The organism is Halosegnis rubeus, assembly GCF_009184545.1.
GTDB lineage: Archaea > Halobacteriota > Halobacteria > Halobacteriales > Haloarculaceae > Halosegnis > Halosegnis rubeus.
Map to the genome: position 1 here is coordinate 291,082 of NZ_QJOW01000004.1, position 11,867 is coordinate 302,948.

14 protein-coding genes and 2 tRNA genes are annotated in these 11,867 nt (G+C 65.3%); 6 read left to right on the plus strand and 10 right to left on the minus strand.

All coding sequences use genetic code 11. The annotated features are described in order from the left end of the window. Positions 1–3: 3 nt before the first annotated feature. Positions 4–396 carry a hypothetical protein gene (locus DMP03_RS11260; RefSeq protein ID WP_152120752.1) on the plus strand — a complete coding sequence of 131 codons (393 nt, stop codon included), beginning with the start codon at positions 4–6 and terminating at the stop codon, positions 394–396. On the opposite strand, the gene DMP03_RS11265 is transcribed toward DMP03_RS11260, so the two are convergent. Then, the gene (locus tag DMP03_RS11265; RefSeq protein ID WP_152120753.1) at positions 397–1,917 is read right to left on the minus strand and encodes a cryptochrome/photolyase family protein; all 1,521 of its coding nucleotides are present in this window, start codon (positions 1,915–1,917) and stop codon (positions 397–399) included. Between the two features lie 93 nt (positions 1,918–2,010). Here DMP03_RS11265 and DMP03_RS11270 point away from each other — a divergent pair, with 93 nt between their 5' ends. After that, on the plus strand, positions 2,011–2,484 hold the full coding sequence (locus DMP03_RS11270) for a halocyanin domain-containing protein (RefSeq protein WP_152120754.1): 474 nt from the start codon (positions 2,011–2,013) through the stop codon (positions 2,482–2,484). A gap of 40 nt (positions 2,485–2,524) precedes the next feature. Continuing rightward, positions 2,525–3,124, plus strand: a complete 600-nt coding sequence (locus DMP03_RS11275) for a uracil-DNA glycosylase family protein (protein WP_172967140.1) — start codon at positions 2,525–2,527, stop codon at positions 3,122–3,124. Here the strand turns inward: DMP03_RS11275 and DMP03_RS11280 are convergent. Then, positions 3,121–4,005 (minus strand): haloalkane dehalogenase, encoded by an 885-nt coding sequence (locus DMP03_RS11280; RefSeq protein WP_152120755.1) that lies wholly within the window; start codon positions 4,003–4,005, stop codon positions 3,121–3,123. The genes DMP03_RS11275 and DMP03_RS11280 overlap by 4 nt on opposite strands. A 76-nt stretch (positions 4,006–4,081) precedes the next feature. Between DMP03_RS11280 and DMP03_RS11285 the strand changes: the two genes are divergently transcribed. Further along, positions 4,082–5,395, plus strand: coding sequence for a ubiquitin-like small modifier protein 1 (locus tag DMP03_RS11285; RefSeq protein ID WP_152120756.1), 1,314 nt, complete (start codon positions 4,082–4,084; stop codon positions 5,393–5,395). Here the strand turns inward: DMP03_RS11285 and DMP03_RS11290 are convergent. The 4 genes from DMP03_RS11290 to DMP03_RS11305 all read right to left on the minus strand — a co-directional run bounded on the left by DMP03_RS11290 (position 5,389) and on the right by DMP03_RS11305 (position 7,067). Further along, positions 5,389–5,994, minus strand: coding sequence for a hypothetical protein (locus DMP03_RS11290; protein WP_152120757.1), 606 nt, complete (start codon positions 5,992–5,994; stop codon positions 5,389–5,391). The genes DMP03_RS11285 and DMP03_RS11290 overlap by 7 nt on opposite strands. Before the next feature lie 321 nt (positions 5,995–6,315). Further along, positions 6,316–6,389, minus strand: a tRNA-Arg gene (locus tag DMP03_RS11295). A gap of 52 nt (positions 6,390–6,441) precedes the next feature. Next, a complete protein-coding gene (locus tag DMP03_RS11300) occupies positions 6,442–6,726 on the minus strand; it encodes a twin-arginine translocase TatA/TatE family subunit (RefSeq protein ID WP_152120758.1) in 285 nt (94 codons plus the stop codon). A 107-nt stretch (positions 6,727–6,833) separates the two neighbouring features. After that, positions 6,834–7,067, minus strand: a complete 234-nt coding sequence (locus DMP03_RS11305; protein WP_152120759.1) for a twin-arginine translocase TatA/TatE family subunit — start codon at positions 7,065–7,067, stop codon at positions 6,834–6,836. An 86-nt stretch (positions 7,068–7,153) separates the two neighbouring features. On the opposite strand from DMP03_RS11305, the gene DMP03_RS11310 reads away from it, so the two are divergent. Both DMP03_RS11310 and DMP03_RS11315 read left to right on the plus strand, forming a co-directional pair. After that, the gene (locus tag DMP03_RS11310) at positions 7,154–7,963 is read left to right on the plus strand and encodes an HD domain-containing protein (RefSeq protein WP_152120760.1); all 810 of its coding nucleotides are present in this window, start codon (positions 7,154–7,156) and stop codon (positions 7,961–7,963) included. Between the two features lie 88 nt (positions 7,964–8,051). Beyond that, positions 8,052–9,302, plus strand: coding sequence for an MFS transporter (locus tag DMP03_RS11315; protein WP_225870784.1), 1,251 nt, complete (start codon positions 8,052–8,054; stop codon positions 9,300–9,302). Here the strand turns inward: DMP03_RS11315 and DMP03_RS11320 are convergent. From DMP03_RS11320 to DMP03_RS11335, 4 genes are all read right to left on the minus strand, one after another. Beyond that, entirely contained in the window at positions 9,299–9,904 is a 606-nt protein-coding gene (locus DMP03_RS11320; RefSeq protein WP_152120762.1) for an RAD55 family ATPase, read from the minus strand. The two genes, DMP03_RS11315 and DMP03_RS11320, sit on opposite strands and share 4 nt — an antisense overlap. Then, positions 9,901–10,503 carry a response regulator gene (locus DMP03_RS11325; protein ID WP_152120763.1) on the minus strand — a complete coding sequence of 201 codons (603 nt, stop codon included), beginning with the start codon at positions 10,501–10,503 and terminating at the stop codon, positions 9,901–9,903. Before DMP03_RS11325 ends, DMP03_RS11320 begins: the two co-directional genes overlap by 4 nt. A 242-nt stretch (positions 10,504–10,745) precedes the next feature. After that, positions 10,746–10,816: transfer RNA gene (locus tag DMP03_RS11330), tRNA-Gly, on the minus strand. A 233-nt stretch (positions 10,817–11,049) separates the two neighbouring features. Continuing rightward, the gene (locus DMP03_RS11335; RefSeq protein WP_152120764.1) at positions 11,050–11,703 is read right to left on the minus strand and encodes a class I SAM-dependent methyltransferase; all 654 of its coding nucleotides are present in this window, start codon (positions 11,701–11,703) and stop codon (positions 11,050–11,052) included. Between the last annotated feature and the right edge of the window lie 164 nt (positions 11,704–11,867).

An 11,867-nucleotide genomic window follows, 5' to 3' on the forward strand; every position in this document is an offset into this window, starting at 1 on the left:
GGTATGCTCACATCGACCAGACTGTACGGTGCCGCTATCGCGCTCGCGTCGGGCCTGTACTCGCTGTTCGCGATGGACGGAGTGATGGCGTCGACGGCCGACACAGTGATGGTCGTCGTCGGTGCCGTCGCGGTCGTCCACGGTGTCGTCCTGCTCACTCCCGTCGCCGACCGGCTCGGAAACGCCAGCGGCCCGCTCATGGTCGGCTACGCGCTCGTTATGCTGGTGAATCAGGCCGTCGCGATGGGTGGTGGGTCGTCGACGGATATGCGAATGGGGATGGATGGCTCACAGATGGGCGAGATGATGGCTCTCGATGCGGGAATGGTCGCGCTTGCCGCACTGATGCTCGTCTCCGGACTCATCATGCTGCAGGCCGACGAGACGGGGATGTAGCTACAGTTCCATCGATTCGGCCATCGACCGCACCTCGCTCGCGCGCTCGCGAATCGCGGCTCGCTCCTCGTCGTCTTTGTTATCGAGGTGAGAGTATACCAGTCCCATCCGGTGGTTGTCGCCCAATCTGTCCTCGTTGCGGTCGAGAAACTCCCAGTAGAGGGTGTTGAACGGACAGGCACCGTCGCCGGTGGTCTTGGTGTGGTAGTAGTCGCAGTCGCCACAGTAGTCGCTCATCTTGTTCACGTAGTTGGCGGACGAGGCATACGGCTTCGTCGCGAAGATTCCCTGTCCGAACGACCCCATCTCGACGACGTTGGGAGTCGTCACCCAGTGGTAGGCGTCGACGTAGCCCGCGTGGAACCACTCGTTGAGTTGGGCCGGCTCCACGCCGTAGACGAGCGCGAAGTTCGAGAGAATCATCAGCCGCTCGATGTGGTGGCTGTATCCTCGCTCGCGTACGCCGTCGACCACGTCAGAGAGACACCGCATGTCAGTCTCGCCGGTCCAGAACGCCGCTGGGAGGTCCTCGGTCGCGTCGAGTTGGTTCGCCGAGGCGAGTTCCGGCATCCCCTCACGGTAGGTGTGGCGCATGAACTCCCGCCAGCCGAGCAGCTGTCTGGTGAACCCTTCGACGCTGTTGAGTGGCGCGTCTGGCTGTTCGCGTGCTCCCTCGATGACCGCCTCGATTACCTCACCGGGGTGGAGCAAACCGACGTTGATGGCCCCCGACAGGAGCGCGTGGTTCAGCGACCAGTCGTCGTCCAGCATGGCGTCCTGATAGGGACCGAACTCGGCCAGCCGCTCGTCGACGAAGCTGTCGAGCGCATCGAGCGCCTGCTCGCGGGTCGTCGGCCAGAAGAACGGCTCCGGGTCGGCCCACTCCGGGCCGGGCGGGTCGGTGTCGTAGCTCCCGTCCAGCTCGGTCGCCCACTCCCACACCTCACGTGTGGTCTCGTCCATCTCGTAGCGCGGCGGGTCGGGCGTCTCGTACCCCTCGCCGGGGAACTGCTGGTTCTCGTCGTCGTAGTTCCACTCCCCGCCGACAGGGTCGCCGTCGGCCATCAGGTAGCCGGTCTCGCGACGCATCATCCGGTAGAAGTTCTCGTGACGGTAGGGTGGGTCGCCGGCGTACGCGTCCCACTGCTCGCGCGTCGAGAGGAACAGGCCGTTTTCGACCACCTCAAGCGTGCCGCCGCGCTGCTTGACGAGCGAGCTGAGTCGGTCGCTCGTGCCGTAGGAGGGGGACTCCATCACGACGAGGTCGTCTCCGGGATACGTCTCGAAGTGGGCGTCGAAGCCGTCGGCGAACGTCTCACACTCGTAGTAGTCGACTGCAGTCCCCGACTCGCGCAGGCGGTCGCGGAACTGTCGCATCGCGGCGAAGACGAGGGTGAGCTTGTGCGGGTGGTACGCGCGCCGGCGGGCGAACGCCGTCGCCTCGACCATCACGACGCGGTCTGCATCGGCGGCGGGACCGTACTCCGGGTGGAGTTGGTCGCCTAAGACGAGCACTGCCATACGGGGTGTACGGGCGAGAGGGCGAAGAAACCACGCGTCGTGTGTCACTCGCTCCCGAAGGAGACTTATTCGCGGCCGTCCCCTCCCTCCGGTATGGACGAGTCTACGCTGACCCGACGGCGACTGCTCGGAACGCTCGGAGCCGCGGGCGCTGTCGGCGTCGCAGGCTGTAGCAGCGGTGGAAACGGCGGCTCGGCGGAGGGACCGGAGGAACGCGTCTCGGCGTTCCTCTCCAGTGGTCGCCCCGCCCGGGGGTACGACGACATCGTCGACATGACCGGCCAAGACGAGGTGGTCGTAGAGGTCGGCGCCGGCGGAAACGGGCTGGCCTTCGCGCCCGCGGCGGTGCGCATCTCCACGGGAACGACCGTCTCGTGGCAGTGGACCGGCCGCGGCGGTCGCCACAACGTCGTCGCCGCGAGCGATTCGGATTTCGACTTCCAGAGTGGGAGCCCGAAACTGGAAGCCGACCCGTTCGAGCAGTCGTTCGATAACACCGGCGTCGGCCTCTACTACTGTGGCCCCCACCGGTCGCTCGGGATGGAAGGCGCACTCATCGTCGAGTAGCAGAGGCGAGCTTTTTATCACCGACCGCCTCAGAGCCGGTGTGGAGACGGTTACGACGGAGACATCCAACCCATTCGGGATGCGCATCGACGGCCCGGCGGTGTACGGCTACGGCGACGCCAACGCCGATTTTCACGTGTTCGGCGACTCGCCGGCGCGCCACGGCGGCACCGCAACGGGGGTCCCATTCACCGACAGCGAGGCCGGCCGCCGGCTACAAGCGCTCGTCCACGAACTCGGCTTCGCGACCGACGCGTACGCAGACGAGCCGGACCTCTCGAATCTGTATCTCTCTTACATTCATCCGGGAGACGGCGAACCGACGCCGGCGAGCTACGCCGACCAGGAGCGGTTTCTGGACGCGGAGCTGCGGGCGATTAACGCCCACATCCTCCTGCCGGTCGGGGACCGCGCGTTCGCGTACGCGCTCGAACACCACACCTCCGTGCGAGGGAAGACGGACCCCCGGACGAGTGAGATGCACGCGACGCCCGTCCGCGGGCGCGGCTTCCTCGTGATTCCGGTGAAGGAGCCGACCGAGTGGACGGAGACAGACCGCGAGCGACTGCTCGCGACGCTGCGTGAGCTTCTCGACGGCGATTACAGACAGACCAAAGGCGTCGCGACGACGGTTGGTTAGGTTCTGTCGACGAACTCGACGATTCGGTCGGCGATTTCCTCGCCGGCGTCTTCCTGCAGGAAGTGCCCGCCGCCCTCGATCCACACGTCGGGCTGGTCGCTCGCGGTGGGAAGATGTTCCCGCAAGGAGTCGCGGTTATCGTGGGTAATCGGGTCGCTGTCGGAAAAGAGCACGAACGCCGGCTTGTCCCACTCGCCGAGCCGTTCGGCCGCAGCACGGGTCATCTCCGCGCCGTCGCCGCCGTTCTTCCGGGGGACCATGTCGGGCCACGCCCGCGCACCGGCTTTCAGTTCCGGCTCCGGATACGGGGCCTCGTAGGCGGCCAGCGTCTCGTCGCTGAGCTCGGTTATCGTCGCGTTCTGGATGAGCATGTCCAGCGGGAGGTCGTCGGTTCGCTCCACGAAGTCACGGAACTCCTCCCACGTGTCGGGCATCTCCTGTGTACCGGTCGGAATCCCGGTGTTCATCGGGACGAGACGAGCGAACCGCTCTGGGTGGTTCGCCGCGAGCGTCAGCCCGAGGATGCCTCCCCAGTCCTGACAGACGAGGGTGATGTTCTGGAGGTCGAGGTCGGCGAGGAACCGCTCGAAGGCGTCGTAGTGCATCCGGAAGCTGTACTCCTCGCGGTCGGTGTACTTGTCCGAGCGACCGAAGCCGATTGCGTCGGGAACGACGACGCGACCCCGCTCGGCGAGGCCGGGTATCAGCTTCCGGTAGAGATACCCCCACGTCGGTTCGCCGTGGAGACACAGGAACGTCTCTTCCCCCTCGCCGACGTCGACGTAGGCCATCTCGGGGTCGCCGACGGAGACGCGCTCGACCGGGTAGTCGTAGTCGTCGAACGGGCCGATGTCGTCGCCGCTCGCGTCGTGTAGCGCCATTGGCGTGTTCACATCGGGAGACATCAAAGGCGTTGTCCACGGGAACACTCTTGACACTCTCCGGTGAAGCCCGTGTATGCAGATTACGTGCGAGCTTCACGGCACCGTCCGGGACGCCTACGGGGACAAGGCCGCGACGGTCGCTCTGGACTCTGGAGCGACGATCGGAGACCTGTTGGACGCACTCGACAACGGGGACGAACGGGTCGCCCCGCTCGTCCGCAACGGCGACAGCGAGATTCGCCCGCATATCGCCGTCCACGTCAACGGCGAGCGCGTCGCTACCAGTGGCGGAGCGGGGACCGCACTCGACGACGGCGACAAGGTGACGATTCTCCCCTCCGTGTCGGGTGGGAAACGGACGCTTCCCTTCGAGATGGAAACGGTCCGACTCGGCAACGCCGCCTTCGAGGGGCTGAACAACTGTTACGTCCTCGGGCTGGAAGACGACGCCGAACTCACCCTCATCGACACCGGCTTCCCCACCGATGAGACGCGCAGCGAACTCGAACGCGGACTCGCCGACATCGGCATCGAGTTTGCCGATATCGACCGGATTCTCCTCACTCACTGGCACGGCGACCACGCCGGACTCGCGGCCGATATTCAGGCGGCGAGCGGCTGTTCGGTTCACGTGCACGTCGACGACGCGCCCCTCGTCGACGGCTCGGAGGCGACACAGGACATGGACGACCCGGCCTTTCGTGACACGCTCACCGCGTGGGGGATGCCGCCACAGAAACAGACGGAGCTGGCGGAGTTCATCGACGCGAGCGCGGCCGCCTACGCGCGCCCGACTGTCGAGACGTTCACCGACGGCGACCGATTCGACATCGGGAGCGTGGAACTCGAAGCCGTCCACCTGCCGGGCCACACTGTCGGGCTCTGCGGCTTCGCCTTCGATGGTCGCGACGGCCGAGAGCTGTTTTCGGGCGACGCGCTGCTCCCCTACTACACCCCGAACGTCGGCGGGGCGGACGTGCGCGTCACCGAACCGCTCGCCGCGTATCTCGACACTCTCGTTCGAATCATCGACGGCGAGTACGAGCGGGCGTGGCCCGGCCACCGCGGAGCGGTCGTCGACCCGACCGGCCGCGCGGCCGACATCATTGACCACCACCGCGAGCGAACCGACCGAGTGGTCGACGTGCTCGCCGACGGTCCCGCGACGCCGTGGGAGGTCTCTGCGGAACTGTTCGGGACGCTCCACGCAATTCACATCCTCCACGGGCCGGGCGAGGCGTTCGCCCACCTGAACCACCTCGAAGACGCCGGTCTCGCAGCGCGTGACGGCCGGAACTACGAACTCACGACGACGGAGCCGGCGACGGAAGCGCTGTTCCCGACGATCGCCGACCGGCTCCGCCCGGGGTACGAACCGGTTCACTGAGTCTGCCACCGTCGCCCGGCGAGCAGACAGACGGCTCCCAACAGGAGTGCGACCGTCGCGAGCGTCGTCGGGACGATGGGGTAGACCGTCTCGATGGCGGCATACGGTGACCGCTCGAGCGTCGTCGCGAGCCACGTGACAGCCTCGGGACCGGTGAAGGGAACGAGACAGAAAGTGACGGCGATGGCCGCAGTCGTCCCGCCGGTGACGAAGCCGGTCAGCGCACACAGCTCCTCAACGACGAGAATCGTCTCCGCGCGCTCGTCCGAGAGCGGCTCGTCGCGTTCCCTGACGACGCCGAGTATCGACAACACGAGTGCGACTAACCCGAGCGTCGCCAGCGCGATGAGCGCGACCATACTCGTGTAGGTCGGCACCGTTCCGGGGTCGACCGGTACGGTCGTTCCGTTCGGTGTGACGAACGCGAACGCACCGACGGCGACGCCGAACGCGAGCAACACCACGCCGAGCCATTGGAGCTTCTCTCCCAGCGACCACGGGAACACTGAGACGCGCTGGACGCGGAGCCGTTCGTACGCCGACCCCTCCGTCAGCGCGGCGGCGACCGGGTCCTCACCGCGCGTGTCATCGGTACTCATTACCATAATTCAAGTGAGCGAGCCAGAAAACGCTGTCCCGAACTCAGAGAGGTCCGATAAAAACGGACGCGGCGGGAGTGAGCAGCGTCGCAGACGCTGCGAGCTACGCCGCGGCCGCGACGAACGAAGTGAGGAGCGGGCGCGGCGGGATTCGAACCACGGTCAGACGTGCTCGCTTCGCTGCGCGTGACTTCCCTGATTCGAATCCCTTGGTGACGTTTTCACGCATCGCTACGCTCGGCGGAAGACAGACGCGGCGGGAGTGAGCAAACGCGAAGCGTTTGCGAGCTACGCCGCGGCCGCGACGAACGGAGTGAGGAGCGGACGCGGCGGGATTCGAACCCGCGATCTAGAGGTTAGGAACCGCTCGCCTTGGTCCACTAGGCCACGCGTCCCCACTGGAGCGTCGCCACTCCAGGGCAAAACGATTGTGAACAAGGAAACCGCTCAGTTATTCTCCGTCGACTCGTCGAACTCCACGTCCTCGTCCTCGGCGTACTCCTCGCGCGTCTCCTCGATCTCCTCTTGGCTCGCGCCGCTTTCCCGCATCTCCTGGAGTTCCTGCTCGACCTCTTCACGGCCCTTCTGGAACTCACCCATCGCCTCGCCCGTCGAACGAGCGAGCTTCGGAATCTTGTTTGCACCGAACAGGAGCACCGCGATACCGAGGATTATCAACAGCTCCGGACCGGCAGGAATCCCGAACTGTGCTGGAACAAGTGTCTCGAACATCTATGTCTGAAGGTACTCCCTTGCAACTATATGCTTTTTCCTCGCCGTGGAGCCGACAGATGCCGCCGCGACGCTCGCAGCCGGGAGATATTCGGAAAGCCGGACGGTTAGTCTGCGGTCTCTGTCGCCGGCTCGGTCGCCTCGTCACCGTCCGCGCGCATCTCGTCGAGTTCCTGTTGGACGTCCTCACGCCCTTTCTGGAACTCGCCCATCGCCTCCCCAGAGGAGCGAGCGAGCTTCGGAATCTTGTTCGCACCGAACAGGAGCACGGCGACGGCGAGGACGATGAGCAGTTCCGGCCCGGCGGGGATGCCGAGTTGTGCGGGGACGAGTTCGAGCATGGTATACCGACGGATTCGAGGGTGGAGTTGTAGTTCTTTTGCCGACGGGGCCGAACCCTTTTCGCCGTCGCACGGCTCCCCACACTGTGAGCCGACTCGACGACGACACACGGCGATACGACCCGACGGCCGCCCACGCGTTCCCCGACGAGCGGCTGAACGGCGTGCTCGATGCAATCGCGGCCGACGAGGAGATACAGGCGTATCTCGAGGCACAGAACGTCAACCCCGTCCAGCGGAAGGGGTACAACGACCACGGCGCGAAGCACATCGAAATCGTCCGCGACCGCGCGCTGTGTCTGTACGATTTGCTCAAGGAACACGACGTTGAGTTCAACGGCGCGCGCGAGCAGGGGCTCGACGAAGCCGACGAAGCCGTCGTCGTCGCGCTGGCGGCGACCCTCCACGACATCGGTCACGTCGTCCACCGCGACGACCACCCGTACTACTCGATTCCGCTCGCGGCGGACATCCTCGAACGGTTTCTCCCCGCCTTCTACGACACGACGGAGCGCGTGAAGCTGACCGGCGAGATTCTCCACGCCATCCTCTGTCACCACACCGAGGAGACACCGCTCACACTCGAAGCCGGCGTCGTTCGCGTGGCCGACGCACTCGACATGGAGCGGGGACGCTCGCGGATTCCGTACGAGCGTGGCGGACGCGGCATCAACACGCTCTCCTCACAGGCGATTGAGGGAGTGGCCCTGACCAGCGACGACGACCGGGTCGTCGTCGAAATCGAGATGAGGAACGCTGCCGGCGTGTATCAGGTCGACGAACTCCTGACGGCGAAGCTGCGAGACTCGGGACTCGAATCACACGTCCGTGTCGTCGCGCTCAACTCCCATGACGGCGACGGCGACGACCAGTTGGTCGAGCGCATCGAGCTCTGAGAGTCAGCGAGTCTTTTGTGGTTGCCGTGTGTCGGTTTCGACAGTGGGCTCGTCGCTTCGCGTCTTCAGAGATCCGGAGTTTCTGGCGATGTCGGGGACCGCCTTCGCCCGCGCACAGGCGTACTCGACGGTCGCAATCGCGCTCGCGCTGTATGCCGGAATCTTCGACGTTAGCTCAACGGTCGAAGGGCTGTTCGGGACGGCGTTCGCGCTCGTCCAACTCATCATCGTCTTACCCCTGGGACGGGCTATCGACACCGGCAACGCAAAACGGTGGCTCCTCTTCGGACTCGGGTTGAACGTCGCCGTCTTCTTTGGCTTCATGGCCATCTCGAACGTGGCCGGCGTCATCGTAATGCGCGTCTTCCAGGGCGTCGCGGCGAGTATCCTCTGGCTCACCGGCTCGACCGTCATCGGTGAAATCTCCGGCGAGGACGAACAGGGCCTGTGGCTCGGTACCTACAATCAGGTCGGAGCCTTCTCCTCACTGTTCGGTGACCTCGTCGGCGGTGCGATACTCGCCGTCTTCGGGTTCACCGCCGCCTACAGCGTGCTTGCCGGGGTTACCCTCGGGGCCGGCGTCCTCGTCTACGCCGTGCTGCGTGACAACCCCGGCGGGAAGAAGGACGCCGAGGAAGCCACCGGGCGCGAGACGCTCGAATCGCTGCTCTCGCTGCCGACCGTGCGCGCGCTCGTCGGCTTCCGGTTCGGACTCTCCTTCGGAAAGATGGCCGTCATCACCTTCCTCCCCATCTACGCGCACACGGAGTTCGGGATGAACCCCTTCGTCGTCGGAGGGCTCCTCGCCGGCGGAAAGCTGACCAAGGCTCTTACGCAGGGGTACGTCGGGAACCTCACCGACCAGTGGGGGAACAAACACCTGTTCATCGCGACGGGGGCGATGTTGTACGCCGCCGGCGCGCTCCTCATTCCGCTCGCCGGCTTCGCCCGCGGTGTCGTTCCGAGCGTGACGCTGACGCTCCCCGATGTCGCGAACGCCCCCACGGGAGGTATCGACCTCCCGCCGGCGTTCTTCGTCCTCTCGGGAGCCTACATGGTGTGTGGGATCGCGGACTCGATTCGGCTCCCGGCGAGCATGGCGATGTTCGTCGAGGAAGGCGAGAAGTTCGACGCCGTCGGCGGAGCCTTCTCGCTGCGCTCCGTGGCGTGGAAGGTCGGCCAAGTCATCGGGCCGGTCACCGTGGGATACGTCTGGGACGCTGCGAGCGTCGGGTTCGCCTTCGGGCTGGCGGCGACACTCATCGTCGCCGCGACGGCGGTGTTCCTCGTCGTGTACGAAACGACAAGCCCGAGCCCAGAACCGACCGTCGGCGATTAGCTGTAGCCGCTACCGCGCAACGCGATGTCCTCTTGTTCGATGGTCGCCTGGCTGTCGAACAGCGTGCGAATCGTGTTCGTCTCCTGCTCATCGTGCATCCCCGGCTGGAGCGTGAAGATGCCGAACAGGCCGGCCGAATCGAGCCGGCTCGTGAACACGTGGAGGAACCGGAACACCGTCTGTACGTCGGCGTACATCAACAGCGTGGAAACGGAGTCGATGACGACACGCGCCTCCGTCGCCGCGCCCCGCTCTTCGAGCAACTGGAGCTGCTTTGCGAAAGCGAGACTCATCCCGGTCAGGTCGCCGGGGGAACCGACCGCGCGCACCGAGACGCCGTCGATTTCGCCGTCGTCGCCGTCGCCGGACACGTCGACGATGGCGAACCGCTCTGCCGGGATGTCGATTCGGTCACCCAGCGCGTCCAGAATCCGCCGGGGAGACTCGTTCGTGCTGATGAACACGGCTGCCTCGCCGTCAGCCAACCCCTCGGCGACGGCGTCGTAGACGCGCTCGCGAGCCTGTGAGGCGTCACCCGAGACGAGCACGCTTGTCCCTTCCGAGAAGGTGACTTCGCCGAAGCCGCTCACGTCGTAGCTCATTGGGTATCCTCCTCCGTTTCGTCCGCTTCGGGGTCGTCTTCGAGGTCGCGGACCATCGCGACCATCTCGGTGTCGCCGATTTCGGCGAGTGACTCGTCCAGCTGTGACCTGAGCATCTCGATTTCGTCTGTGAGCGATGCGTACTCGTCGCTGGCGGCGAGTTCGGACTCCGATTTGCTCGACTGGAGCAGCGACTGCTTGCGGGTCAACGCGTACAGCCGCCGGCTCATGTCAGCGACGTTCTCGCGCTGTGCGAGCTCCATTACGGTCTCGGTGAGCGTCTCGCGCTCGATCGGCTTCGTGAGGTACTCGTCGAACCCCATCCCGATGATGTCGAAGTCCGGCTCGACGGCAGTCACCATCGCCACCCGACAGTCGTTCGATCGATTGCGAATCTCCGACAACACTTCGTCGCCGGTCATCTCGGGCATCAGCCGGTCCAAGAGAACGACATCGACCGTCTCGTCGAGGATGTCGAGGGCCTGCGAGCCGCTCGATGCAGTCTTCACGTCGAACTGCCAGGTGAGCCAGCGGGAGTAGATATCGAGAAGCGCCTCCTCGTCTTCGACGAGCAACACCGTCGTCTCATCCACACCCATGTTGTGACACCCTACTCGGGCACTCCTTATGAAGACCGTGGCTATCGGTTCGTTTCGCCCGGCGAGTCGCCCGCAGCGAGCGCTTGGAGAACATTCGTGGTCGACGCCGGTTGTCGGGCGGATTGTGCTCATGGGTCGCGACCACGGTCACCCTCCGGACGAGGGTTCGCTCGACGCTGCCGCGTGTACGCCGGACACGGGGACGGTACCTCGGCAAGTGCGCTCATGAGTCGAGAAGGCCATGTGCCGGCCGGGAATTGAACCCGGATCGTTGGCTTGGAAGGCCAAAGTCATACCATTAGACCACCGGCACTCGTTCATTGCGTTTACTCGTGCCGTCGTTCGCAATCCCTGCGGGATTGCTCACCACTGGCACTCTCGTCGTGTTCGTGGCACCGGTCGTCTCGCGTGGATGTGGCGACCAGTACCGCGGCGTGATTGTGTCGTGGTCGTGCGCTGGTCGACACGCACGTCGACACATGTGTCGTGAACCGACGGCCGGAGACCGTCCGTTCACACACTCACCTCAGCGTACCGCGTCTACCCCTATGTGCGTTTCCCTTCACACCCGACAACGGCAAAGCAGTTGCCGTCCTCGGTGAACGTTCGTTCGACCGCGAGACCGCTCGCCGCGAGGTCACTCTCGAACTCGTCGGGGTCGTAGATATGGTAGTACCGGGGGACCGTCTCGCCGCCCGGCAGCGTCCAGTCGACCACCGTGTCGAACCCGTCCGTCTCGTCGAACGTCGAGTGGGTCGTCGACCACACGCTCACGAGCGCCCGACCGCCGGGAGCGAGCACGCGTGCGAGCTCGTCCAGGCTTGCCCGCCGCGTCTCCCGCGCGTCGAGGTGATGGAGGGTGGCGATGTAGACGCCGATATCGACGCTGTCGGTCGCGATTGGCAGTCGGTCGACGCTCCCCTGTACCCAGTCTGCGTCGTAGTCGGTCGCCCGCTCGACCGCCAGCCCGAGCAGCTCTCGCGAGAGGTCCAGTCCGACCGCACGGCCACAGCAGTCGGCGAGCAGTTCCACGTGGCGACCGTTACCGCAGCCGAGCGCGACGCCGACGGCTCCCGACCGGCCGTCGAGAAACGCCGGAATCTGCGGCCACGGCTGGGCGCGGGTCTGTGAGAAGTGGTCCGCGATGCGGTCGTACGTCGCCCTGACGCTCGCTGCGTCGGCCACCGCGCTCGGCTCCATACCACGGCTGGGGAAGCCGGCGGTTTAGCACGTTCGCTTAGCAGAATACAGGCGCTAAGCCCCCGTCCTCAAGGAGCAACGCAGGGCAAAGCCCGAGTAGCGCAGTAGGGCGGGGATACAGCGCCGTCATCACCTGTTCGTACACTGTTCTATTGCAGGCCCAC

Excerpts from the sequence above, each read along its gene's own strand:
- DMP03_RS11260 (WP_152120752.1), top strand. The coding sequence starts at position 4 with ATGCTCACATCGACCAGACTGTACGGTGCCGCTATCGCGCTCGCGTCG.
- DMP03_RS11265 (WP_152120753.1), bottom strand. The coding sequence starts at position 1,917 with ATGGCAGTGCTCGTCTTAGGCGACCAACTCCACCCGGAGTACGGTCCC.
- DMP03_RS11270 (WP_152120754.1), top strand. The coding sequence starts at position 2,011 with ATGGACGAGTCTACGCTGACCCGACGGCGACTGCTCGGAACGCTCGGA.
- DMP03_RS11280 (WP_152120755.1), bottom strand. The coding sequence starts at position 4,005 with ATGGCGCTACACGACGCGAGCGGCGACGACATCGGCCCGTTCGACGAC.
- DMP03_RS11285 (WP_152120756.1), top strand. The coding sequence starts at position 4,082 with ATGCAGATTACGTGCGAGCTTCACGGCACCGTCCGGGACGCCTACGGG.
- DMP03_RS11290 (WP_152120757.1), bottom strand. The coding sequence starts at position 5,994 with ATGAGTACCGATGACACGCGCGGTGAGGACCCGGTCGCCGCCGCGCTG.
- DMP03_RS11300 (WP_152120758.1), bottom strand. The coding sequence starts at position 6,726 with ATGTTCGAGACACTTGTTCCAGCACAGTTCGGGATTCCTGCCGGTCCG.
- DMP03_RS11305 (WP_152120759.1), bottom strand. The coding sequence starts at position 7,067 with ATGCTCGAACTCGTCCCCGCACAACTCGGCATCCCCGCCGGGCCGGAA.
- DMP03_RS11315 (WP_225870784.1), top strand. The coding sequence starts at position 8,052 with ATGTCGGGGACCGCCTTCGCCCGCGCACAGGCGTACTCGACGGTCGCA.
- DMP03_RS11320 (WP_152120762.1), bottom strand. The coding sequence starts at position 9,904 with ATGAGCTACGACGTGAGCGGCTTCGGCGAAGTCACCTTCTCGGAAGGG.
- DMP03_RS11325 (WP_152120763.1), bottom strand. The coding sequence starts at position 10,503 with ATGGGTGTGGATGAGACGACGGTGTTGCTCGTCGAAGACGAGGAGGCG.
- DMP03_RS11335 (WP_152120764.1), bottom strand. The coding sequence starts at position 11,703 with ATGGAGCCGAGCGCGGTGGCCGACGCAGCGAGCGTCAGGGCGACGTAC.